This window comes from Aurantiacibacter odishensis, assembly GCF_003605195.1.
Lineage (GTDB): Bacteria > Pseudomonadota > Alphaproteobacteria > Sphingomonadales > Sphingomonadaceae > Alteraurantiacibacter > Alteraurantiacibacter odishensis.
Genome location: NZ_QYOS01000016.1, coordinates 1 through 22,953, shown reverse-complemented (window position 1 = coordinate 22,953; position 22,953 = coordinate 1). Strand labels below are relative to the sequence as shown.

General features: G+C 63.7%; 25 protein-coding genes and 1 tRNA gene. 6 read left to right on the top strand and 20 right to left on the bottom strand.

Annotation, left to right across the window (positions count from 1 at the left end; all coding sequences use genetic code 11):
* Positions 1-6 precede the first annotated feature (6 nt).
* The 5 genes from D4Q51_RS00690 to ahcY form a co-directional block, all read right to left on the bottom strand.
* Positions 7-723 carry a nucleotidyltransferase family protein gene (locus D4Q51_RS00690; protein WP_240624505.1) on the bottom strand — a complete coding sequence of 239 codons (717 nt, stop codon included), beginning with the start codon at positions 721-723 and terminating at the stop codon, positions 7-9.
* Positions 720-1,712, bottom strand: a complete 993-nt coding sequence (locus D4Q51_RS00685; protein WP_120075545.1) for an aminoglycoside phosphotransferase family protein — start codon at positions 1,710-1,712, stop codon at positions 720-722. Before D4Q51_RS00685 ends, D4Q51_RS00690 begins: the two co-directional genes overlap by 4 nt.
* On the bottom strand, positions 1,709-2,146 hold the full coding sequence (gene tsaE / locus D4Q51_RS00680) for a tRNA (adenosine(37)-N6)-threonylcarbamoyltransferase complex ATPase subunit type 1 TsaE (protein ID WP_120075542.1): 438 nt from the start codon (positions 2,144-2,146) through the stop codon (positions 1,709-1,711). Before tsaE ends, D4Q51_RS00685 begins: the two co-directional genes overlap by 4 nt.
* Positions 2,143-4,473, bottom strand: coding sequence for a PAS domain-containing sensor histidine kinase (locus D4Q51_RS00675; RefSeq protein ID WP_120075539.1), 2,331 nt, complete (start codon positions 4,471-4,473; stop codon positions 2,143-2,145). The genes tsaE and D4Q51_RS00675 overlap by 4 nt, the downstream gene beginning before the upstream one ends.
* Positions 4,474-4,614: 141 nt before the next feature.
* Positions 4,615-6,030 (bottom strand): adenosylhomocysteinase, encoded by a 1,416-nt coding sequence (gene ahcY, locus D4Q51_RS00670; RefSeq protein ID WP_240624503.1) that lies wholly within the window; start codon positions 6,028-6,030, stop codon positions 4,615-4,617.
* 179 nt (positions 6,031-6,209) lie between these two features.
* Between ahcY and D4Q51_RS00665 the strand changes: the two genes are divergently transcribed.
* Positions 6,210-6,689, top strand: a complete 480-nt coding sequence (locus tag D4Q51_RS00665; protein WP_120075533.1) for a peroxiredoxin — start codon at positions 6,210-6,212, stop codon at positions 6,687-6,689.
* Positions 6,690-6,759: 70 nt separating this feature from the next.
* Positions 6,760-7,344, top strand: a complete 585-nt coding sequence (locus D4Q51_RS00660; protein ID WP_120075531.1) for a ferric reductase-like transmembrane domain-containing protein — start codon at positions 6,760-6,762, stop codon at positions 7,342-7,344.
* Here D4Q51_RS00660 and D4Q51_RS00655 read toward each other — a convergent pair.
* The 7 genes from D4Q51_RS00655 to D4Q51_RS00625 form a co-directional block, all read right to left on the bottom strand.
* Positions 7,329-7,835 (bottom strand): hypothetical protein, encoded by a 507-nt coding sequence (locus D4Q51_RS00655; RefSeq protein WP_120075529.1) that lies wholly within the window; start codon positions 7,833-7,835, stop codon positions 7,329-7,331. The two genes, D4Q51_RS00660 and D4Q51_RS00655, sit on opposite strands and share 16 nt — an antisense overlap.
* 62 nt (positions 7,836-7,897) lie before the next feature.
* On the bottom strand, positions 7,898-9,190 hold the full coding sequence (locus D4Q51_RS00650; protein WP_120075600.1) for a UDP-N-acetylglucosamine 1-carboxyvinyltransferase: 1,293 nt from the start codon (positions 9,188-9,190) through the stop codon (positions 7,898-7,900).
* A 41-nt stretch (positions 9,191-9,231) separates the two neighbouring features.
* Positions 9,232-9,840: a GTP cyclohydrolase I FolE gene (gene folE, locus D4Q51_RS00645; protein WP_120075526.1), complete on the bottom strand. Its 609-nt coding sequence runs from the start codon at positions 9,838-9,840 to the stop codon at positions 9,232-9,234.
* Positions 9,833-11,377 carry a phospholipase D-like domain-containing protein gene (locus tag D4Q51_RS00640; protein WP_120075523.1) on the bottom strand — a complete coding sequence of 515 codons (1,545 nt, stop codon included), beginning with the start codon at positions 11,375-11,377 and terminating at the stop codon, positions 9,833-9,835. Before D4Q51_RS00640 ends, folE begins: the two co-directional genes overlap by 8 nt.
* 30 nt (positions 11,378-11,407) lie before the next feature.
* A complete protein-coding gene (locus D4Q51_RS00635) occupies positions 11,408-11,893 on the bottom strand; it encodes a hemerythrin domain-containing protein (RefSeq protein WP_162925076.1) in 486 nt (161 codons plus the stop codon).
* 157 nt (positions 11,894-12,050) lie between these two features.
* Positions 12,051-12,127: transfer RNA gene (locus D4Q51_RS00630), tRNA-Arg, on the bottom strand.
* A gap of 46 nt (positions 12,128-12,173) precedes the next feature.
* Positions 12,174-12,575 carry a (deoxy)nucleoside triphosphate pyrophosphohydrolase gene (locus tag D4Q51_RS00625; protein WP_240624502.1) on the bottom strand — a complete coding sequence of 134 codons (402 nt, stop codon included), beginning with the start codon at positions 12,573-12,575 and terminating at the stop codon, positions 12,174-12,176.
* Between the two features lie 79 nt (positions 12,576-12,654).
* On the opposite strand from D4Q51_RS00625, the gene D4Q51_RS00620 reads away from it, so the two are divergent.
* Together D4Q51_RS00620 and D4Q51_RS00615 are read left to right on the top strand one after the other, a co-directional pair.
* Positions 12,655-12,849: a Flp family type IVb pilin gene (locus D4Q51_RS00620; RefSeq protein ID WP_120075519.1), complete on the top strand. Its 195-nt coding sequence runs from the start codon at positions 12,655-12,657 to the stop codon at positions 12,847-12,849.
* 94 nt (positions 12,850-12,943) lie between these two features.
* On the top strand, positions 12,944-13,126 hold the full coding sequence (locus D4Q51_RS00615) for a Flp family type IVb pilin (protein WP_120075518.1): 183 nt from the start codon (positions 12,944-12,946) through the stop codon (positions 13,124-13,126).
* 114 nt (positions 13,127-13,240) lie between these two features.
* Here the strand turns inward: D4Q51_RS00615 and D4Q51_RS00610 are convergent, their stop codons facing one another.
* From D4Q51_RS00610 to D4Q51_RS15565, 5 genes are all read right to left on the bottom strand, one after another.
* Complete coding sequence (locus tag D4Q51_RS00610; protein ID WP_120075517.1) at positions 13,241-14,713, bottom strand: M48 family metalloprotease; 1,473 nt, start codon at positions 14,711-14,713, stop codon at positions 13,241-13,243.
* 101 nt (positions 14,714-14,814) lie between these two features.
* On the bottom strand, positions 14,815-15,774 hold the full coding sequence (locus D4Q51_RS00605; RefSeq protein WP_120075595.1) for an acetyl-CoA carboxylase carboxyltransferase subunit alpha: 960 nt from the start codon (positions 15,772-15,774) through the stop codon (positions 14,815-14,817).
* A gap of 10 nt (positions 15,775-15,784) precedes the next feature.
* Positions 15,785-16,663: a tyrosine recombinase gene (locus tag D4Q51_RS00600; protein ID WP_120075515.1), complete on the bottom strand. Its 879-nt coding sequence runs from the start codon at positions 16,661-16,663 to the stop codon at positions 15,785-15,787.
* 4 nt (positions 16,664-16,667) lie between these two features.
* Positions 16,668-18,518 (bottom strand): hypothetical protein, encoded by a 1,851-nt coding sequence (locus D4Q51_RS00595; RefSeq protein ID WP_120075513.1) that lies wholly within the window; start codon positions 18,516-18,518, stop codon positions 16,668-16,670.
* Complete coding sequence (locus D4Q51_RS15565; RefSeq protein ID WP_162925075.1) at positions 18,515-18,655, bottom strand: hypothetical protein; 141 nt, start codon at positions 18,653-18,655, stop codon at positions 18,515-18,517. The genes D4Q51_RS00595 and D4Q51_RS15565 overlap by 4 nt, the downstream gene beginning before the upstream one ends.
* Positions 18,656-18,736: 81 nt before the next feature.
* Between D4Q51_RS15565 and D4Q51_RS00590 the strand changes: the two genes are divergently transcribed.
* Positions 18,737-19,312, top strand: coding sequence for a shikimate kinase (locus D4Q51_RS00590; protein WP_120075511.1), 576 nt, complete (start codon positions 18,737-18,739; stop codon positions 19,310-19,312).
* A complete protein-coding gene (gene aroB / locus D4Q51_RS00585; RefSeq protein ID WP_120075509.1) occupies positions 19,303-20,412 on the top strand; it encodes a 3-dehydroquinate synthase in 1,110 nt (369 codons plus the stop codon). The genes D4Q51_RS00590 and aroB overlap by 10 nt, the downstream gene beginning before the upstream one ends.
* A gap of 6 nt (positions 20,413-20,418) precedes the next feature.
* Here aroB and D4Q51_RS00580 read toward each other — a convergent pair whose 3' ends face one another.
* From D4Q51_RS00580 to D4Q51_RS00570, 3 genes are all read right to left on the bottom strand, one after another.
* Positions 20,419-20,943, bottom strand: coding sequence for a DUF421 domain-containing protein (locus tag D4Q51_RS00580; protein WP_120075507.1), 525 nt, complete (start codon positions 20,941-20,943; stop codon positions 20,419-20,421).
* Between the two features lie 32 nt (positions 20,944-20,975).
* Positions 20,976-21,425, bottom strand: a complete 450-nt coding sequence (locus D4Q51_RS00575) for a DUF488 domain-containing protein (RefSeq protein ID WP_120075505.1) — start codon at positions 21,423-21,425, stop codon at positions 20,976-20,978.
* On the bottom strand, positions 21,422-22,953 hold a 1,532-nt coding region (locus tag D4Q51_RS00570; protein WP_240624501.1), incomplete at its 5' end, for an acyl-CoA carboxylase subunit beta. The genes D4Q51_RS00570 and D4Q51_RS00575, both read right to left, overlap by 4 nt.

The following is a 22,953-nucleotide window of genomic DNA, read 5'->3' as shown; positions in this document are numbered from 1 at the left end:
GCGGTTTCAGACTTCCGAAAGAGCTTCTTCGGTCGGTTTGATCGCTTGCGGCGTGCCCACTTCGAACCATTGCCCGGTAAAGGCGGTGCCATACAGGCGGCCTTCCTCGATGGCGCGGCTCCACAGCGTGTTCGTGGAGAACGGACCTTCCGGCGCGTCGCGCATCAGGCGCTTGGAAATCAGCTGAATGCCGGTGAAGATGTAGGGCGCGATGCGGCCGGATTGGCGACGGCGCAGGCGGCCTTCCGCATCCATGTGGAAGTCGCCCTTGCCGCTGAAATTGTGCGCCGCCTTGTGCGTCACCAGCAGCAACAGCGCGTCCATCCTGTCCGCATCCCAGAAAGCGGACAGGTCGGCAAAAGCATTCACCGGGCCGTCGAGCCAGATGTTGTCGGAGTTGAGGCAGAAGAACGGGTCGGGAAGGTGGCCTGCCGCTTTCACGATGCCGCCGCCCGTTTCCAGCAGCTCTTCGCGCTCGTCGGAGATGATCACTTCGGGCGCTGCGCGATCCTTCAGGTGAGCCTCTATGGAATCCGCGAGATAGTGTACATTGACGACGGCGCGGGCCACGCCCGCATCGGCCAGCTTGTCGAGAGCGTGGTCCACCAGCGGCTTGCCCGCCACGCGCACCATCGGCTTTGGCTGAGTGGCCGTCAGCGGACGCATCCGCTTGCCCAGGCCTGCCGCGAGAACCATGGCGGTATCGCTGGCCAGTTTGCTCACCCGAATATGCTCCCCTGACTTGCGCGCACCTCGTCCGGTATGTTGGCAGCGAACCAGCGGGCTACAGGTTCCAGCGCCGGATGCGCCAGATCGCGCTCCATCGCTTCCCAAACGCGCGGGATCATCGGCAGATAGCGGTCCTTGCCGTCGCGCTTCCACAGGCGGGTAAAGATGCCCACGATCTTGGCGTTGCGCTGCGCGCCCAGCACCGCGTAATCGGCATCGAAAGTCTCGTCCACGTCCATTCGGCTGCGGTAGTGATCCAGCATTTCCGCTTCGAGATCGACCGAGACATCGCGCCGCGCATCCTGCAGCAGCGAGACGAGATCGTAGGCGCGGTGGCCGACCAGCGCGTCCTGAAAATCGATCAGGCCCTGCTCGCCTGTATATTCGCCCTTGCCGCCCAGCAGCATGATGTTCTCGGCATGGTAATCGCGCAGCACGGTAACGCCCGGCTGTTGGCGGATCAGCAATGGCCCCAGCGCCTCGCGCCAGGCGGTAGCGAAGCCCATCGGGTCGACCTCAAGGCCGGCGGCGACGCAGAACCAGTCCGGAAACAGCGACGCCTCGCGCAGGTATGTTTCCAGCGTGTAAATTTCGAACGGTCCCGGCGGGCAATTGTGCAGGTCTACCAGCGCGTCGATCGCATCGCGGTAGGCGCGGCGTTCCTCGGCCGGGTTCGTATCCAGCCAGTCGCGCATCCGGTCGTGCCCGAAATCCTCGATCAGCACGAGGCCACGTTCCGGCGCTTCGGCAAAGATTTTCGGCGCACGCAACCCCTGCCCGATCAGCCACTTGCCCACATCGAGAAAGGGCTTCGGGTCTTCATGCGGCGGCGGGGCGTCCATCAGCATGGCGTGATTGTCGGCCTTGCGCACGCGGAAATAGCGGCGGAAGCTGGCATCGCCGGGCAGCGGCTCGATCTCGGCACCGCGCCAACCGGCACTTTCCAGGAATTCGTCCAGCCCTGCGGGAAGAGGTGTTGTCATGGCCAGCGTTCTTGCCAACCTGCGCCCGGTTCCACAACGGCCAAGCGCCCTTCATCCGCCATTTCCAGCGCGATTTGCAGGCAACCCGCCTCATTCGCGAAGCCGCCGGCATGGTCGGGCCATTCCGCCAGCAGCACCGCGCCTTCGCGATAATCGTCGAGGCCGAGTTGCTCCACTTCCGCAGGGTCTTCGAGCCGGTAGAAATCCGCGTGGACTACCGGCGGGTCGAGATGCTCGTAAGTCTCGATGATGGTGAAGGTAGGCGAAGGCACGTCGCCCTCGTGGCCGAGGGCCGCGAGGATCGCGCGGGAGAGGGTAGTCTTGCCGGTGCCAAGCCCGCCCGTAAGCGCCACGACATCGCCCGCTCGCAGGTTCGCCGCAATCCGTTTTCCGAACGCTTCCATGGAGGCGAGATCGGGTAAGTTGACGTTCACGGCAATTTCACCGTCGCCGTCGTCCCCGCGCCCTTTTCCGACTGGATTTCCAGTCTGCCGCCGTGTGCCTCGATCAACTGCCGGGCGAGCGGCAGGCCGAGGCCGCGCTTGCCTTCCTTGCCGTCACTGCCGGTCAGGCGATAGCCGTCCAGCGCGCGGGCGAGTTCGCTGGGCCGCATTCCCTCGCCATTGTCGGAAATGACGATGCGCGCGCCCGACTTGCGCCGCCCCAGCGCCACCAGGATGCGCCCGCCTTCCGGCGTTGCCGAGATGGCATTGTCGAGAAGGTTGCCGACCGCGCGGGAAAGCTGGCGGCGGTCCGCCTGCACCGTCCCGGCGCTCTTGTCGCCGCGCAGGTCCAGCGTGATGTTCTTCGCCTCGATCGCTTCCTCGCGCGCCCGCACGACTTGCGTTGCGAAACTCAGCAGTTCCACGTCCTCGGTCGCGATGGGAAGCAGCCCCGCCTCGCTCTGGGTCAGGTCTAGCACGGATTCGATCTGTTGCGACAGGCGTTCGACCGAGGCGATGATTGCGCCGACATATTCCTTGCCCTGATCGGACAGTTCGCCTGCCACGCCGTTCTGCAACAGCTCGGCGAACCCGCCGATGGAGGTGAGCGGCGTGCGGAATTCGTAGCTCATGTTGGCAAGGAAGCGAGTCTTCACCGCGTCCGCTTCTTCCAGCGCCTGATTGCGTTCGCGCAAGGCCTCCTCCGCCTTGGTGGAATCGGTCACGTCCAACACCGTCAGCAAGCCATTGCCATCGGGAAGCGGCACCCCGGCAAATTCGAGAGTGCGCCCGTCGGAGAGCACCACGCGCCCGCCGCGCTGCTTCCTGTCCAGCGTCGCTGCACGCACGACTTCGCCGATGGCCTTGCGCTGGCCGGGCCGCGCAAGCCGGTTGGAAATCCGGTCCAGCAGCTTGTCGACATGCGGGTGCTCGTCGACGAATTCTTCCGGCAGGCCCCAGATCGTAGGGAAGCGGCGGTTCCACAGCTGCATCCGGCCATCGGGCGCAAAGACCGCGAGCGATTCGAAAAGCGAATCGAACGTCGCGGTACGAGTGCGCAAGAGCGTGTCGCGCGTTGCGGAGAGCGCGAGTTGCTCGGACCTGTCCTCGGCCACCAGCACCAGCCCGCCATCGGGCAACGGCTGCGCAACGATGCGCAAATACGTACTGTCCGCCAGGGTCCAGGCGTCCTCCACCGGGGCATCCTGCGTGAACCAGCCTGCCAGCTCGGCTCGCCACGAAGGGAAGTCGCGCGTTTCGGGCAGACGCCCGGCATCGCGGGCAAGATCGAGGAAACGGTCGAAATCGGGCGGGTCGACGCGGGTGGAATTCGGCAGCGCGAAAATGCGCTGAAATGGCTGATTGCAGAAAGCGAGCCGCCGGTCGGGATCGAACTGGGCGACGCCGACGGAGAGCTGGTCCAGCATGGAACGCTGCGCGGCGCGGAAGGCGCGGAAGGCGCGGGTCTGCTCCTCCATCTCCTCGATATCGATGGCGTAGCCTGCCACCCCCTCCTCGCCCAGCGGCAGGTCCGACACGCGCAGCGTGCGGCGCTGATTGCCGACGGTCGCCTGCACGATCCGCTCCACCGGCATGTCTCGGCTGTGGGCCTGCTGCGCGATCTGCGCTGCCGAAAGCCCGTCCACCGTCTCTACCAGTTCGATCTGGTCCTCAACGACAGCGGCCGCATTCTTCGCGCCGACCGCAGAGACATAGGCGCTATTGACGAGGCGCAGGTCCATTTCCGGACCGCGGAACCACATGGGCATCGGCGCAGCTTCAATCAGCCCGACCAGCGCGGCGAAATCGTTGCGCGCCCGCGCTGTTTCCTCGCGCAGGCGGGCAAGTTCACCCTGGCTTTCCGAGAAATCGAACCACCACACCATGGCCGCCCCGCCAGAGGCGATGACGGGATCCGCCAGTTGTCCGCGCACGGCGAGGCTCTTTGTCGAACCCTTGGGCGTCACCACCATGCTGAACGGCGCGGCGGTCTTGTGCGTGCGGCGCACGGCTTCGCGAAGATCCTTCAAATCTTCCTCGTCAAGCCCGCCGCCGAGTTCGGTGAGGAAGCCCGGCAATTCGTCCAGTCCAAGCCACTTGGCCAGCCTGTCCGGCCCCTCGATCTTGCCATCCGGGCGCACCAGCAGCGGAATGGCGGGCGCATCGTCGATCATGCGCGAAAGCCGCCGCACGGAATTGCGGGCGTGCCGGGCGGCCCGTGCGCGCTGGAGCGAACCCACGACCAGCCACACCGCGCCAAAGGTCCACGCGGCCAGCATAAGGCCCAGCAGGGCCATTGCGGAGGGGGGCAGTTCCATTCCGGTATGCAGCTATGAGAGCAAGGGCGCAGTTGCAATGGCCTGCGCAAGGATGCCGACAGTCTGATGCCAAAAACAAAACGCCCCGGCGCGTGGGTGGCCGGGGCGTTCTGAAAGTTGCAGCTTGTCGCTTGTTTGCGATCAGTAGCGATAATGTTCCGGCTTGAACGGACCTTCCACCGGCACGCCGATGTAATCGGCCTGTTCCTGGCTCAGCTTCGTCAGCTTCACGCCCAGCTTGTCGAGGTGCAGTGCGGCGACCTTCTCGTCCAGCTTCTTGGGCAGGACGTAGACGTCATTCTCGTAGTTGTCGTGGCGTTCCCACAGTTCCATCTGCGCCAGCACCTGGTTGGTGAAGGAGCAACTCATCACGAAGCTGGGGTGGCCGGTGGCGCAGGCGAGGTTCACCAGGCGGCCCTTGGCCAGCACGATGATTTCCTTGCCGTCGGGGAATTTCACGAGGTCCGTACCCGGCTTCAGTTCGGTCCACTCGTAGTTCGACAGTGCGCCGATCTGGATCTCGGAATCGAAGTGGCCGATGTTGCACACAATGCTCATCGGCTTCATCGCCTTCATGTGATCGGCGGTGATCACGTCCTCGTTACCGGTGGTGGTAACGAAGATGTCGGCGCGCTTCACGCCTTCTTCCATGGTCACGACCTCGAAGCCGTCCATCGCCGCCTGCAGGGCGCAGATGGGGTCGATCTCGGTCACCAGAACGCGCGCACCGCCGTTGCGAAGCGACTGTGCGGAGCCCTTGCCCACGTCGCCGAAGCCGGCAACCAGTGCGACCTTGCCCGAAAGCATGACATCGGTGGCGCGGCGGATGGCGTCGACCAGCGACTCGCGGCAACCGTAAAGGTTGTCGAACTTCGACTTGGTGACGGAATCGTTCACGTTGATCGCGGGGAACGGCAGCTTGCCCTTCTTCGCCAGCGAATAGAGACGGTGAACGCCGGTGGTGGTTTCCTCGGACACGCCGCGAATGTTCTGCACCGACTTGGTGAGGTAGCCCGGCTTGCGCTTCACGAATTCCTTCAGCGCGCGCTGCATCTCGATTTCTTCGGCATTGGCCGGCTCGGGCATTTCCTCGCCCGCTTCGATGCGTGCACCCCACAGCGCGAACATGGTGGCATCGCCGCCATCGTCGAGGATGAGGTTCGCCGTCTGGTCCGGATCGTCATCGGTCGACCAGTCGAAGATCTTGCCGACATAGTCCCAGTAATCGGCGAGGCTCTCGCCCTTCACGGCGAACACGGGAATGTCCTGCTCTGCAATCGCGGCAGCGGCGTGATCCTGCGTGGAGAAGATGTTGCAGGTGGCCCAGCGTACTTCCGCGCCCAGCGCGACCAGCGTCTCGATCAGCACGGCGGTCTGGATGGTCATGTGCAGCGAGCCTGTGATGCGGGCGCCCTTCAGCGGCTGCGCATCGCCATATTCCTCGCGCGTGGCCATCAGCCCCGGCATTTCGGTTTCGGCAATGTTGATCTCCGCACGGCCATAGTTGGCGAGCGAGATGTCCTTGATGATATAGTCGTCGAAAGCGGCGTCGGCCACGGGCACGTCTCCTGTCGTGTTCGGGTGATGCGTCGCCGGGGCTCCATGCAACGCCTATGCTGCGGCTGCACATAGGCGGGACAATGTTGGCGGACAACCCCCGCCTTTCGAGCATTCCGCTTGCGCCCGTCGCGCCAGCACTTATGTCGGCCCGTGGACGGTGACAGGAGGATTACCAAATGACGATTTCCAAAGGTGACAAGCTTCCCGACGTAAAGTTGGTGAAACCCACGAGCGACGGTCCGGAAGCCGTGCAGTCGAGCGATTTCTTCGCCGGCAAGAAGGTGGCATTGTTCGCCGTGCCCGGCGCTTTCACGCCCACCTGCTCTGCCAAGCACCTGCCCGGCTACGTGGAGAAGGCTGATGAGCTCAAGGCCAAGGGCATCGACGAGATTGCCTGCACGGCCGTGAACGACGCTTTCGTGATGGGTGCCTGGAACAAGGCCGACGGCGGCGACGCAATCACCATGCTGGCCGACGGCAGCGGCGACTTCGCCAAGGCCATGGGCCTTACTGCCGACATGAGTGGCTATGGCATGGGCACCCGCTCCAACCGATATTCGATGATCGTGGACGACGGCGTCGTGACCGAGATCAACGTGGAAGGCCCCGGCGAGTTCAAGGTCTCCAGCGCGGAGCACATGCTCGGCCAGCTTTGATCGCTGATAATTGAAACAGGAAAGGGCGTCCGGTTCGGGCGCCCTTTTTTCAAGGATACGGTATCACGCCATGCAGGCCATCCTGAAATCCCGCCCGTTCCTGTGGCTCGTGCTCGCCCTGCCCGGCATCTGGATCCTCGGGCAATGGGCAGTGACACCGCGAACCTATGGCTTCGGCCACGCGATCGGGGACACTGGCGACTGGGCGGCGTGGCTGCTGATGGTGACGCTGGCGGTAACGCCTATCCGCCTGCTGTTCCGCAAGGCCGGCTGGGCCATATGGCTGATGCGCAGGCGGCGCGACCTTGGCGTGGCAAGCTTCGCCTATGCTGCCCTGCACACGGCGATCTACCTGTGGAACAAGGCCGACTTGCAGCCCATTCTCGACGAAGCGACCAACCCGGACATGCTTACAGGCTGGCTGGCGCTGGCGCTGTTCTTACCGCTGGCGATCACATCCAACGACAAGTCCGTGCGGGCGCTCAAGCGGTCATGGAAGAAGCTGCACCGCCTCGTCTATCCGGCAGCGGTGCTGATGTTCGTGCACTGGGTGCTGGCATCCTTCGATCCGACGACGGCCTGGATACACATCGGGATCATGGCCGCCATCGAGATCGTCAGGATAGCCCTGCAACTACGTCAGAGAGTGACGTAGCGGCGCAGACGGGCGACTTCGTCCTCATCGACATACTTGCCGATTTCACGGTCGAATTCGTCCATGTTCTCGTAGGGCTGGTATTCCAGAAATTCGCCAACCATGCGGTCGGTCATGCCGGGAATCAGCGCGATCTGCTCAGCGGTCGCGGTGTTGAGGTTCACCGGCACGAAGACGTTTTCCAGCACCGTCGCGGCTTCTTCCTCGGTGCCGTTTGCCAGCAGCACGGTGTTGAGCGCGATCACATCGGCGTAGGGCTGGCCTGCGACGATGGCGTCGGCCAGTTCCTGAGACACGCCTTCCACGGCGACCAGTTCCTCGGCAGAAGCGGTGCTGGCGTTGGCGACGACGTCGACTGCATCGGGATAGGTTTCGACCTGCTCAACCGGCTCCATGGTCTCGACGTCGGAAGGCACATCCGACGTGTCGCCGCAGGCGGTCAGGGTGAGAGCCGTTCCGGCCATGGCGGTAGCGAGTACGATCTTGCGCATAATCTGATCCTCTTTCTGGGGGTGGTTTCATGGTCGGGACCAGACCGGCCCCTTCCCTTCTCTTAATCGTCCCACGACACATCGACGCCGAGGCTGTCGATATTGGGCACGAAATTCGGGTGCGCGCGGCGCATAGGATCGGCGTCGAGAATGGTCGATTCGCCGTCGATGCTCGCCGCCACCATCAGCAGGGCGATGGCAACGCGGATGATGTAGGGACTGGTCACGGTGGCCGGCACCAGCTTGTCACCGCCGAAAGTGATCAGGCGGTGCGGATCGCACAGCAGCGTGTGCGCGCCGAACAGGCTGAGCTCGGTATGCCAGGTCAGCCCGCCTTCGTAGACCTTGTTCCAGAACATCGTCTGCCCCTTCGCCTTCACGCCCAACGCGATGAAGATCGGCAGCAGGTCGGCAGGAATGTATGGCCACGGCGCGGCTTCCACCTTCGTGGTCAGGTGGTTGGTGAAATTGCGCTGCACCACCAGTTCCTCAGGCGCGTTCAGGCGCGACCAGCCGTCCTTGTGCTCCACATGGGCGCCGAACTTCTCGAACGTGCGGTCGATCAGCATGAAGTCCTCGGGCCGCGTGTTGCGCACCGAGACGTCGCCGCCGGTGACAGCCGCCAGCGCGAGGAAAGTGGCGATCTCGTGGAAATCCTCGACGAAGGTGTAGTCCACTTCCTTGAAATCGCGGAACCCGTCGATGGACACCATGGAGGTGCCCTTCCCCCGAATCGTGCCGCCCATCTGTTCCAGGAACGTGCACATTTCCTGCACGTGCGGCTCACACGCGGCGTTCACGATCTGGCTCGTGCCGGTCGCGGTCAGCGCGCTGATGATGAAATTCTCGGTCGTGGTGACGGAAGCATATTCCAGCCACATGCGCGTGCCTTCGGCCTTGCGCGCATTGCGAAAGACGATGTCCTTGCCCTCGTAGGAAACCTCCGCCCCGAACGCCTTGAACACCTGAACGTGCGGATCGATCTCGCGCGCGCCGAGTGTGCAGCCCTTCACCTCGTGCTCCAGGCGCGCTTCGCCCAGACGCGCGAGCAGTCCGGGAATCATCATGATCGAGGCGCGCATCGCCTGCGGCAGCTTGGCCTTGGCGCTGGAGGGGATCGTCGAATGGTCGATGCGCAGGGTCTTAGCCTGCTTGTCCCACTCCACCGTGGAGCCAAGTTCCGTGAAGAACGCATGGATACGCGTGACATCGGTAATCTCTGGCACGTTGCGCAGCATGATCGGCGCATCGCTGAGCAGCGTTGCGCACAGTACCGGGAGCACCGCGTTCTTGTTGGCGGAGGGATCGATCTCGCCGACCAGCTTCTGCCCGCCTCTTACGCGCAATGCAGTCATCATATTCCTTTCAATTCGTGTGGCGGTGCCGTGCGGCCCGCTCAGTAACCCATCAGCTTGAGCACTTCCTCGCGGCTCTTCGAGTCCTTGCGGAAAGTGCCCATCACCTGGCTGGTGACCATGCTGACGCCGGGCGTGCGAACGCCGCGCGCGGTCATGCAGGCGTGACTCGCCTCGATCACCACGGCAACGCCGCGGGGATTGAGATGATCCTGGATGCACTGCGCCACTTCGGCGGTGAGGCGCTCCTGCACCTGCAAGCGGCGAGCAAAGCCATGCAGCACGCGGGCCAGCTTGGAGATGCCAACCACGCGGTCCGTCGGCAGGTAGGCGATTGCCGCCTTGCCGATGATCGGGGCCATGTGGTGCTCGCAGTGGCTCTGGAAGGGAATGTCCTTCAGCAGCACGATCTCGTCGTAACCGCCAACCTCCTCGAACACGCGAGCAAGGTGATGCGAGGGGTCTTCATCGTAGCCGATGCAATATTCTTTCCACGCACGCGCAACCCTCTTGGGCGTGTCCAGCAACCCTTCTCGCTCCGGATCGTCGCCCGCCCACCTGATGAGCGTGCGGATCGCTTCCTGTACATCTTCGGGAACCGGGGGCTTGCCGCGGGGATCGTCCTCGTCGGGACCTACAAGGCTACTCATTCGTCCTGTCGCGCTTTCTCTTCAGCTTGCTACGCGCTCTCGCCAATAGGCTGCCCGGACGAAAAAGGCCACGCCTGGAAGTATCGACTTCGAGAAGCTCTTCCGGCTCCTCCGGATCGAGCCGCTGTTCCAAGGCCAGTTCCGTTTCCCAGTCCGAGTGCCGTCCGGAATGCAATGGGCGCAGATGCCGCCGGTGCTTGTCGCCGACATAGGCGATCATGCCGGCCATGCTGCCGTTCTTCTCGATCAGGAAAGGCACGTCCTGGACGAAGATGCCCAGGTGTTCGGCCAACAGCGACTCGCGGATGGAGCGGATCTGCGCCTCGGCCTTTTCATTGCCGCGCCTGTCGCAATCGATGAACACGTCGCACTCGCTGTCCAGCCCCATCGACCTGTTGTTGAGGTTGGACGAACCGATGCGCAGGACGCGGTCATCCACGATCATCAGCTTGGCATGGACGTAGATAGGCGTTTCACCGCTGAACGGCACGTAGAGGTGGAAACGGTCAGAACCGTCCAGTTCCTTCAGCGCCTCTACCAGTTCGTCGCGCGCCGGGTCCATCGCGGTCGCTTCGGCCCAGCCTTCGCCAGTGTGGGGCATGACGATCACGATTTCGGGCGGATCGGGTTCGGCCAGGCGCTTTGCGATAGCCTCGCAAATCGTGCGCGCGGTGAAATACTGGTTCTCTATGTAGATGAAGCGTTTCGCTGCGGCGATCTGCTTGAGGAACAGCGTCTCGACCTCGTCGATCTTGCAATCGTGATCGTAGGCCGCCCTGCTGCGTGCAATGCCCACTTCGACATCCTCGAAATGCGGAACCAACCCATCGGGCCAGGCACTGCCGGGATCCCGCTCGGGCATGGAAAGCGGCTTGCCGCCTGCCCTCACCCAGCGCGCGCGGCCCAGGCGCTCCAGTTCGACCGCGACGTCGCCCTCCATCATCATCGTCATGTCGTGCCAAGGGCCGTAAAGCGTGCCATCCGGCTGCGCGCGGCGCGGATCGTTTTCCAGGTGCTCCCGCGTGTCCCAGCGGCGTGTGGTCATGTCGATACCGCCGCACACGGCGAAATCGTCATCGATGATGACCAGCTTCTGGTGGTGCGAGCAGCCGACCGGATGGGCGGTATCGAACTTGAAATCGATACGCCGGTGACGCCACCAGCGGAGCAAATCGAACGCCATTGCCCCGCGCCCGAAGAATTTGAGGAACCCGTAGCTCCATTTCAGGATGCGGATTTCAAGATCCGGCCGATGGCGGTTCAGCCACAGGATGAAGCTGCCGAGGCGCGAGGGATACTGGCTTTTCCAGCCACGCTGCCACCAGCGGCGACCGCGCTTGAGGTGGATGCGGGTATCGAAATCCCAACCAATCAGGAGGATGCGCTGCCGTGCCTTCAGCATCGCCTGCTGGATGAGGTCGAAATAATCCGCGCCGTCGATGACGACGCGTACCTTTCGCGCCCTGGCGTAACGCCACACACCCGGCTCCACCGAGGTCTCGTCGTAATCCTCGACCCGGTTTTCAACCTTGTCCAATGATGTTCCCTCCGCGCCGGACTCTGAGGCCTATTCCTTGGCGTCTTCCATCTTCTCGGGCGTCACCTCGGCTTCTTCCTTTTCCTCCGCCTTGCGGCGATCGAAAACACTGCGCATGTGCTCGCGGTCTTCGTCGGTCAGGTGAGGTTCGAATTCGGGGAAGTGGTCTTCCTCTTCCTCGTTGATGTGGTGACGGTAGTCGTGGTCCAGCTTCTTGAAGGTGGCCATCCAGGCGGAAGAGGACATGTCCTGCGCCGCCAGATCGTTCAGCAGTTCGTTCAGTTCGTGATGTTCGGCAACCGAGTGGCGCGTCATGTCGGTGGTCGGCGGTTTGCGCAGCATGGTGGAATAGAGCGCCTGCTCTTCTGCGGCGGCGTGGCTCTTCACTTCCTTGGTGAACTGCTCGAGCAATTTCTTGCGCTCGTCGCTCTCACCATGGGTCTCGGCCATCTTGTCGAGCAGCGCGCGGTGCGATTCGTGGTCTTCCTTGAGGCGGGCGAAAATGTCTTCGGACACGGTGTTTGGCTCCTGTTCAATGCGTTTGCAGGATGAACAGGCGAGCGCTGTGAAGGGTTCCTCAGGTGACCTAAAAGGGGTGGTAATGCCGCTGTGGCCTCCAGCGTGACCTTGAACCAACAAAAAAACCCACCCCCTTGCCGGGGATGGGCTTTCTTGGCGCGCCAGGAAGGATTCGAACCTCCGACCGCCTGATTCGTAGTCAGGTACTCTATCCAGCTGAGCTACTGGCGCGCTTGAGAGGCGGGCATCTAGGGGGGCTTTTGCAGCTTGGCAACCCCTATCGGACAAACCGTGACAATAGTTTTCGATCCATCGGTGCCAACGGCAGGTCGGCCGCCTCGCGCGGTGCAAACCAGCCCCACGCCTGGCCTTCGAGCGACTGCGGATCGCTCACTACCTGCCGCGAAGTGTAAAGATTGAGAACGACCGCAGGATCGCTGCTCTCCTCGGCGAAGAAAGCCTGCTCCAGTTGTGCCGGATCAATCGCCAGCGACAGTTCCTCGGCGATCTCCCGGACAAGGGCATTTGCAGGCTTTTCAAAGGGTTCCACCTTGCCGCCGGGGAATTCCCACATGCCCGCGTGATGCTTGCCAACCGGGCGCTGCTGCATGAGAAGCCGACCTTCGTCATCGAAAAGCGCCAGTGCCACCACGAGGATCCATGTCGGATTTTTTTGCACTTAAAGGGCCTCTCGAAAGGAATTGTTAAATCAAAGCTGCAAATTCGCATGCTGTCGCACTTTAATCAGGGGACCAGCGATGTTTGCCAAGGATTTCATCAAGCGCCTGCTTCGCGATACCCGCGGTGCGACAGCCGTAGAGTATGGCATCATCCTCGCGATGATCGTGATCGGCATGATCGCTGCTCTGCAATCTCTCGCCTCTGAAACCATCGATATGTGGACGGACGTGAGCGACGACGTGGAAGCCGTGAATAATGGCGATGTCAGTTAGGAATTTCTCAACACCTTCTACGTAAAAACCAAATTGCTCGAACGGTGACATCCGGTTGAGCCGGGTACCGAAGACTGAAACCAGGAGATTTGAAATGACCTTCTTCAAGAACCTCGTCCGTGACGAACAGGGCGCCACCGCCATCGAATACGGCCTGATCGCTGCTCTGATCGCAGTTGCTGCCATCACCGCCATGCAGAGCCTCGGCGGCGAGCTGACCAACACCTTCACGAACGTGCAGACCGAGCTGGAAACGGCTAACGACGCCAACAACTAAGACCAGCTCTTAGAAAAAAGGGGCGTCAGGGAAACCTGGCGCCCTTTTTTGTTGCCCGATGGAAGCGGGGCCGACAGCATTGCCGGCCCCGTTTCCTTTTTCTGGTGCGCACGCTCAATTAGAGCGGACGACGATCTTGTATTCGCGGCCCGGTACGATCTGATCGTTCGATCCGAGACCGTTCAACACACGGAAGCGCGCCTCCTGTGCGTCGGTGTAAGCCATGCGCCCGGCCAGCGACCGAACCGTGTCGCCGCGCCCTGCGGTCACGACATCGATCCGCCTCGGCACCACACTGCCCGCCTCGTTCGCGCTGATTCGCCGCATCGACTGGTAGAGCGGGTTGAAGACGCTAGCCTGCCCAGCGGGCGTGATCGACGCGAAGTGATAGGCAGTATCGCTGCTGAACTCGTAGGCGAAGACGGTCACGTCCACCTGCTGCTGACCGTTGTTCACCCTGGCCGTGCCGTACGCAGCCGGAAGACCGTTCACGGTCGTGCGCGAGATGCTGGACGGGGTAATCTGCTGCTGCTGTCCACCCAGGGCGTTGAAGACGTTGCGGACATAGGCGTCTAGGTTGTTGTTGTAGGGGCCGACGGTCAGCTGCGCACGGCCCTGATCGCCATTGATGGTAACGGCGCGGGTACCGTTGACCATGTAGAACCCCTGCGGCGCGGTAAAGCTGAAGCGCAGGATCGGGTGGATGAACTGCCGCCCCTCGATGATGCCCTGCTCGGGATCGTCACCGTAGATCATACCGTCGATGTTGCGCAGGAAAGTTTCACGGTTCACGACGCCCGTAGCGCCGCCTGCAAGCTGGCGCGCATTCTGCACACGGCTGGCGGGGTCGGGGTGAGTCGAGGCCCATTCAGGGATTGTGGCGTTTTCGCGGCCCTGCAACTGTGCATCCAGCTGGTTCTGGGCGGCAAGGCTCGCCAGCAGCGTTGCCATGGCGTTCGGATCGTATCCGGCGCGGTTGAGGTACTGGATGCCCAGCTGGTCCGCCTCCAGTTCCTGGCTCCGGGAATACCTGAGCGTTGCAAGCTGCGACCCCTGCTGCGCCAGCTGGCCAAGTTCCGGGCTACCCAACACCGCGCCGCCGATCACTGCACCCAGGAGACCGAGCAACTGGTTGCGCTGCGCGGCCTGCTGACGGCGAGCCGAGTGGCGGGCGGCAACGTGGCCGACCTCGTGGCCCAGCACGGCGGCAAGTTCCGCCTCGTTGTTCATCAGGTTCACAAGCTGGCGCGTGGCGTAGACATAGCCGCCAGGCACGGCGAAAGCGTTGTTCACGCTGGAGTTCAGCAGGGTTACCTCGAACGCGTCGGGCCGCGTGGCAAGGCCAGATTGCAGCGCGATGTTTGAGCCGACCTGATCGACGTAGCGGGCATAGGGCCCCGTCATGGCGCCGCCGAATTCGTTGACAAACGCCTCGTGATTCTCTGCACCCAGCTGCGCCTCTTCAGCGGTAATCGGCGATCCTGGCGCGACGTTCGCGCCCGGTATGCTGGCGCAGGCGCCCAGCGCGAGCGACGCGGCACCGGCAAGCGCCATGGCAGTGAATTTACGGGTGATCTTCAGCGGCATTCGGGCCTCCTCGCAGGACTGGCGACGCACCGGCACGATGCGCGCGTGTATTGTCCCACAGAACCGAATTGTCGAACTAGTGTTCCCGCCGGGGCATCGGATCAGCGCGAGATGTTGCGCCCGATGGCAAGAAACCGATCCTCGCGCTGGCGCCGCAGGGTATCGGCGTCCAGGCCCGAGAGCGCGTCCAGTTCCTCGCCGATCGCTTTCGCAAGGGCTTCGGCCGCGACTTGCGGATTGCGCTGGGCACCACCCACCGGCTCGGGCACGATGCGATCGATGACGCCAAGCTTTTCCAGGTCCTGCGCCGTCATCTTCATCGATTCTGCCGCGAGCGGTGCCTTCTCCGCCGTGCGCCACAGGATCGATGCGCAACCCTCCGGCGAAATCACAGAGTAAACGGCGTGTTCGAACATCAGCACACGCTCCGCACTCGCCAGCGCCACCGCGCCGCCCGAACCGCCCTCGCCCACGATTGCGGCCACCATCGGCACGCCCAGCGCGAGGCAGGCCTCGGTCGAGCGGGCAATGGCTTCTGCCTGCCCGCGTTCCTCGGCCTCGATGCCGGGAAATGCGCCGGATGTATCCACCAGCGTCACCACCGGCAGGCCGAATCGGTCCGCCAGTTCCATCAGGCGGATTGCCTTGCGATAGCCCTCCGGCTTGCCCATGCCGAAATTGTGCTTGATCCGGCTCTCGGTATCGTGGCCCTTTTCGTGGCCGATCAGCATCACCTTGCGACCATCCAGCCGCGCGAGGCCGCCCATGATCGCCTGATCGTCAGCGTAGGAGCGATCGCCGCCCATCGGGATGAAATCGGTGAAGCCGTGCTTCAGGTAATCCTGGAAATGCGGCCGCGAAGGATGACGGGCAACCTGTGTCTTCTGCCACGGCGTAAGTTCGCGATAGGTGCTTTCCAGCAGGGCCGCGCTTCTTTTCTCCAGCCTTGCCAACTCTTTCGAGATGTCGACCTGGCCATCCTCGCCCGCTGCGTCGCGCAGCTCGGTGATCCTGGCTTCCAGTTCTGCAACCGGCTTTTCGAATTCGAGGTAGGAAATCATGCCAGTGCCGCTACCCCGCTCCGCGCCCGCCTGCAAGAGGATGCCGTTCATTCACCAGCTCCACGAGCCGCGCGGAATCGACGTGGGTGTAGATCTGCGTGGTGGCGATGTCGGCGTGCCCCAACAGGGTCTGCAACACCCTGAGGTCGGCACCGCCCTCCAACAGATGCGTGGCAAAGGCATGGCGCAGGACGTGTGGGGAAACCTTGGCCGGGTCGAGATCGGCGCGGGCCGCGAGTTCCTTCAGCATCTGATACAGCCGGATGCGCGTCAGGTGGCCCTTGCGCGAGGGGAAGAGGAAGGTCGAACCGCTTTCCCTTACTTCCATCCACCGCGCAATCGCCCGCTGGGCGCGGCGCGAGACAGGGACCATCCGCTGCTGTCCGCCCTTGCCCGTGACGGTCAGGAATGGCGCATCGCGGGGCACCGCCGCCACCGGCAGGCCGACAAGCTCCGTGGCGCGCAGGCCCGAGCCATAGAGCAGTTCCAGCAGCGCGAGCATTCGCACCGCAGCAGGCCTGTCACCGGCAGCTTCGCTCTCGGCCTGCTCGAACAGCGCGGCAACTTCGGCGTGGGTCAAGATCTTGGGCAGCGGACGGCGAGCTTGTGGTCTTGGCAGCGCGGTGGACGGGTCGTCCTCCCGCAACCCCTCGTCGATGCAAAAGCCGAAGAACTGGCGCAGGGCCGATACTTTGCGAGCCACCGTCGAAGGGGCGAGGTCGGCCCAGGCGCGGGGCAATTTCTCCAAGTCTGCGCGCGAGGCGTGAGCGAGGTCGCCGACAACGCCTTCGCTACCTTCCAGGTCCCTACGATAGGCGGCCAGGGTGTTCGCTGCCGCGCCCCGCTCCGCAGCCAGCATGGCAAGGAAGCTGTCGATGGCGGCGGACACGGCCCTATCCGCGCGCGACCGCCTCCGCGGCGATCATCCGGGCTTCGGCCTCGAGGCCTGCGGCATTGAGCGCGCGCACGATGTGATAGACATGGCGGGGTGTCATCCGCTCCCAGCTGTTGCCCTGCATTCCCAGTCCGGCGAGCAGCGCCACGAGCGTCGAATTGCCCAGTTCACCGGCCCGGCCGATCTTGTCGCTCCACGCACTGCGCCGCGTGAGGTTCACGCCGACGCGCTCGGAGAAATCCGCGAGATCGCCACTGTCGATCCGGCCCAGCCCGGCAAGACCCGCCACCAGGAACGCGGACTTGCGCATGTCGGAGCTGTCATCGTCATCGACGAAGCTGTCCACCGCCCCGCGATCGACGTTTGCGTTACGGTTCGGCTGCGCAAGCGCTAGCAGCGCCCAGGCCTCGCTTCCTTCCGATACCACGCTGGCCCAACGCATTGCGTTACGGTCCAGTCCGGCGGTCAGCATCGAGGCGATCAGCGGCGCGGCATCGTCCGCCATGTCCTCGCTCACCGGCAGGCGCGCGGCGGCATAGGCGGTGAGGACGAGGCGGCCATAGTCCAGCCCGTCGCCCCACAGCGTGCGCATGGCGGCGAGCCGCTGGTCCGGAGTGTTGGCGACGTAGGCCTCGCGCAGTTGGGCGGCGAGCGCCTTGTCCGCTGCATCGTAACTGTCGCTCGCCCAGAGCTGGGAATAGAGATCGACCATGGCGGCAGAGGAAATCACCCCGCGCTCGGCCGCCGTGCCGGCAACGTCTACGCGCTGGAGAAGCGGTGTCGCCGGGATCAAGACATCGGAAATATCGTAGGCCGCCCCAAGCTCGCCGCGAAGCTCCTCAGGCAGGTCCTCACCTACGGCGCGCGCCAGCGCGTATCGCCAGGGGGTAAGTTCCTCGACGCCGCCCCATTCGATGTTCACGGCGCGGCCACCCTCGCCCGCAGCGCCCGCGTATCGCTGTGCCAGGCGCACGTCGATCTCCTCGGCAACGCCGGTGCCGAAAGCGCGCTGCAGGCGGCGATCCGCGCTGCGGGCTTCGCCGAGATAGGCGGCGCAGATCGCTTGTAGAAGTTCCCATTCGGGCGTGTCGACAAGGTCGCTCTGCAAGCGCGCAACAGGGCACATGCCCAGCACGTCGCCCGTCGCGAGGTAAGCGTCGAAGGCCGCACCGGCCAGCGCCGGATTGTACTCCGAACCGTCGATATCCTGTACGAAGCTGCGCGCCACGGCACCCTCGCCCATGCTGCCAAGAGCGCGGGCGCGCATGGCGGCGAAGGCGACAGGGTTCATGCCTTCGGGGGCATCGAGACGGCTGGCAAGCGCGCGGCGCATGAGGATATGGCCCCAGCGCGACACGAGCGGACCATTACTGGCCTGGATCGCGGCGCTGACAAGGCGCGCAGGCTGGTTACGCAGCGAACCGCGCGGGAAACCGCCCTCGGCCTGGGCGATCAGGCCCACGCCTTCCACCGCGCGGCGGGCGGCTGCGGGAATGTCGAACTTGGGACGCAGGCCGAGAATGGCGTTAATCTCGTCCGGCTCCATCTGCTCCAGCTCTGCGAGCGAGGGGAAGTCTTCCGGCAGGCTCACCCGGCCCGGAGACGACGGACCGGAACTGTCCGGGATCGGCTGCACGACCTCGCCGCTGCCGCCCGGCGCGGAAGGCGTGGCTGGCTGAGAGGGCGCCGAAGTGCGCGTTGCAGTGGGTGTCGGTGCAGGCGCAGGCTGCTGCTGCGGCGGCGGATCGCGGAAAATGTCGGGCAGCAGGTCTTCCGGACCGCCCGCCATTGCCAGCGAGGAGGTGAGCGCCAATCCGGCAGCGGTGATGAGGAATACGGCGCGCTTCACGAATCGCCCTCCGGCAGCGAAACCGGCTCCACGATCAGGCGCTGTTCCTGCCGTCCGCCATCGTACCAGGCTACGCCCAGCAACACGGCCAGAGCCAGCACCACAATCACCACCATCGTCATCCGTCGTTTCGACACTTTTGCAAATAGCTTCCCTTGGCCGCCACAAAGCGGCTCATGCTTGCCAGCGCGACTAGCCCAACTATAGGCCTTGCGGCAATGACCATTGCCACGCCCTTGCCCGATGATGCGACGATCCGCTCCATTCGCGGCCGCCTGACGCGCCCGATCGTGCTGGTGGGCATGATGGGCGTGGGCAAGAGCACCGTGGGCCGCAAGCTGGCGGGTACGCTGGGACTGCACTTCGTCGATGCCGACGACGAGATCGCCGAAGCTGCCAACATGTCCATCCCCGAAATTTTCGACCAGTTCGGCGAACCCTATTTCCGCGACGGTGAACGCCGCGTGATCGCGCGCTTGCTGGAAGACGAAGGCAACGACTGCGTGATCGCCACCGGCGGCGGCGCATTTGTGCAGGACGATACGCGCGGCATCATCCTCGAAAAAGGCGTGGCCGTATGGCTCGACAGCGATATCGACACGCTGGTGGAGCGCGTTGGTCGCAACAACAAGCGCCCGCTGCTTCGCGGCGGCAACGCGCGGGAAATCATTACTCGCATGAAAGCAGAGCGCGAGCCTGCCTATGCAAAGGCTCCCATCCACGTCACCAGCAGCGCCGGGCCGCATTTGCAGGCCGTGGCGCGCATACTCGAGGAACTCGACCAATGGCTGTAATCCGCGTTGAACTGGCCGGGCGCGGCTACGATGTGCAAGTCGGCAATGGATTGCTGGACGACGCCGGATCGCTGGCAAAGGGCTTCATCCGCAAGGACCGCGTCGCCGCCGTCGCCGATCGCAACTCGCACGCCGCCCATGGCGAACGACTGGAGACTGCGCTTGGTGCGACAGGCGTGGGCGTCGACTGGTTCATCGCCGAGGCGGGCGAAGGCGCGAAGAGCTGGGCCGTGCTGGAAAAGCTGATCGATTGGTTGCTGGAACGCGGGATCGAGCGCGGCGACCATATCTTCGCGCTGGGCGGCGGCGTGGTGGGCGACCTCACCGGCTTTGCCGCAGCCGTGCTGAAGCGCGGGTGCGGCTTCGTGCAGATACCCACCACATTGCTGGCGCAGGTCGACAGCAGCGTGGGCGGCAAGACGGCGATCAACACCTCTGCGGGCAAGAACCTCGTCGGCGCGTTTCACCAGCCTGCGCTCGTGCTGGCCGATACGGCAACGCTCGATACCCTACCTCCGCGCGAAATGGGCGCCGGTTACGCAGAGGTCATCAAGTACGGCATCCTCGGCGATGCGGACTTTTTCGAATGGTGCGAAGCGAACGGCGCGAAAGTGACGGCGCGCGATCCAGAAGCGCTGCAATATGCCGTTACCCAGAGCGTGAAGGCCAAGGCTCGCATAGTCGCCGAGGACGAACGCGAGACGACCGGCAAACGCGCCCTGCTCAACCTTGGCCACACCTTCGGCCACGCGCTGGAGGCCGAGACAGGCTTCTCGGACATACTGCTGCACGGCGAAGCGGTAGCGCTCGGCATGGTGCTGGCGGCGCGATATTCGGCGCGGCAGGACTATATTTCGCTGGACGACGCCGCCCGCGTCACCGCCGCGATCGACAAGGCGGGACTGCGCAGCGAGATTGCCTCTCTTGGCATGGATTGCAGCGGCGCGGACCTTGCCGCGCACATGCTGCACGACAAGAAAATGGACGCAGGTACCCTGCCCTTCATCCTGCTGAGCGGCATAGGCGCAGCCTTCGTCGACAAGCAGGTGGACATGGCGGACATTGCAGCGTTCCTTAGCGAGCAGCTACAGGCCCACTAGGACCCGCTATTCCTTTTCGTCCGTGCCTTCCAGCAGGTCTTTCAAAGCGCTGTACTGGCTGGCGGGCGGGCTTTCGATCACGCTGAACCCGCCGTCCGTTTCCAGCACAACGGCGGCGATCTGCTCGATCCTGCCGTGGCCCTGCTTGCGGATGGCTGCCTCGATCTCGCCGTGGGTCACCCGCTCGGCCTTCATTTCCTGTTCGAGAAACTTGCCGTCTTTGAGGAGCAGCCGCGCATCGGAGCGGATCACTCGCTTGAACCAGCCCACGCGCACCGACACAAAACTCACCAGCCATTGCAGCCCCGCCAGCACCACGAAGGCCGTCACGCCATCGGCGATGGACAGCGAATTGGTGAGCATGACCGAGGCAAGGATCGAGCCCAGCGCCACGGTGACGACGAGGTCGAAGATATTGAGCTTCGCAAGGCTGCGCTTGCCGGACACCTGCAGAATGATGATGAGCAGCACGTAGATCACCAGCGTCGTCGCTGCGATCTGGGCTACGTCGGACCATTTATCGAACCACATGCGATCTATACGCACAGGCGCGGCATACGGTCCTAGGTCGGTAGTTGCGGGTGCAGGTGGATGACGCTGGCATCGGGAAAAGCGTGCTCGATCAGGAGCGAGCGGTGGCACTTCTCCGCCTCTCCGCAATAGCACAGCAGGCAAATGCGTTTCCCGGCGGCGAGCGCCTGGATTTCTGCTATCTGCGCCAGCGCCTCCGGCAATTCCAGCTGGCCTTCGTAAACGCGCCGCAAGGTCGCATAATCGCCCTTGCGCGCCGCATCGCGGCCTTCCTTGGGCGTGCCGAGATGCTTGAAGTGGGCATAGGCGATCCCCGCCTCTTCCACCGCTGCTTTCAGCGAGTTCTTCGAAAAGCCCGCACGGCGCGATAGCGGCAAGGCACGGATATCGGCGAGGAGTTCGACCCTTGCCTCGCGCAGCGCCGCGATCAGTGCATCCTGCGTGGCGTGGGCGTAGCCGATGGTGGTGAGCCTAGGCCTCACAACGGCAGATTATCGTGCTTCTTCCACGGGTTCTCGAGCTTCTTGCCTGCCAGCTTGCGCAGCCCCAGCGCGATGCGACGGCGGGTCGAGTGTGGGTAGATCACCTCGTCGATGTAGCCGCGCGATGCCGCGACGAAGGGATTGGCGAAGCGGTCTTCGTATTCCTTCGTCTTCTCGGCGATCTTGTCAGGGTTGTCGCGGTCCTGCCGGAAGATGATCTCGACTGCGCCTTTCGCGCCCATCACGGCGATCTCGGCGGTGGGCCAGGCGTAGTTGAGATCGCCGCGCAGGTGCTTCGATGCCATCACGTCGTAGGCACCGCCATAGGCCTTGCGGGTGATCACGGTGATCTTGGGCACGGTCGCCTCGGCATAGGCGAACAGCAGCTTCGCGCCGTGCTTGATGATGCCGTTGTGCTCCTGGCTTGTGCCGGGAAGGAAGCCGGGCACGTCCACGAAGGTCACGATCGGGATGCTGAACGCATCGCAGAAGCGCACGAAGCGCGCGGCCTTGCGGCTGGCGTCGATATCCAGAACGCCCGCCAGCACCATCGGCTGGTTGGCGACGAAGCCCACGGGCTTGCCCTCGATCCGGCCGAAGCCGGTGATGATGTTCGCACCGTGCTTGGGCTGGATTTCGAAGAAATTGCCGTCGTCCACCACTTTGCGGATCAGCTCGTGCATGTCGTAGGGCATGTTGGAGCTGGCCGGGATCAGCGTGTCGAGGCTGTCCTCGCGCCGGTCCCACGGATCGTCTGTCGGCAGTTCGGGCAGCGGATCGCGGTTGCTCTCGGGCACGAAGCCGATCAGTTCGCGCGCGGCCAGCAGCGCCTCGATGTCGTTCTCCAGCGCAAGGTCGGCAACGCTCGTCTTGGTGGTGTGCACCACCGCGCCGCCGAGGTCCTCCTGCGTCACTTCCTCGTTGGTGACGGTCTTCACCACGTCCGGCCCCGTCACGAACATGTAGGAGCTGTCCTTCACCATGAAGATGAAGTCGGTCATGGCCGGCGAATAGACCGCCCCGCCCGCGCACGGCCCCATGATGAGGCTGAGCTGCGGGATGACGCCCGATGCCAGCACGTTCTTCTGAAACACCTCGGCATAGCCGCCAAGGCTGGCCACGCCTTCCTGGATGCGCGCACCGCCGGAATCGTTCAGCCCGATCACCGGCGCGCCGACTTTCATGGCGTTGTCCATCACCTTGCAGATCTTCTCCGCGTGCCGCTTCGACAGACTGCCGCCGAACACGGTGAAATCCTGGCTGAAGACATAGACCAGTCGCCCGTTGATGGTGCCGCTGCCGGTCACCACCCCGTCGCCCGGTATCTTCTGGTCCTGCATCCCGAAATCGACGCAGTCGTGCTCGACGTAGGTATCGAGTTCCTCGAAGCTGCCTTCGTCCAGCAGCACGTCGAGCCGTTCGCGCGCGGTCAGCTTGCCCTTGGCGTGCTGCGCGTCGATGCGCTTCTGGCCCCCGCCCATGCGAGCAGCTTCACGGCGGCGTTCCATTTCGGCGATATTGGCGGACA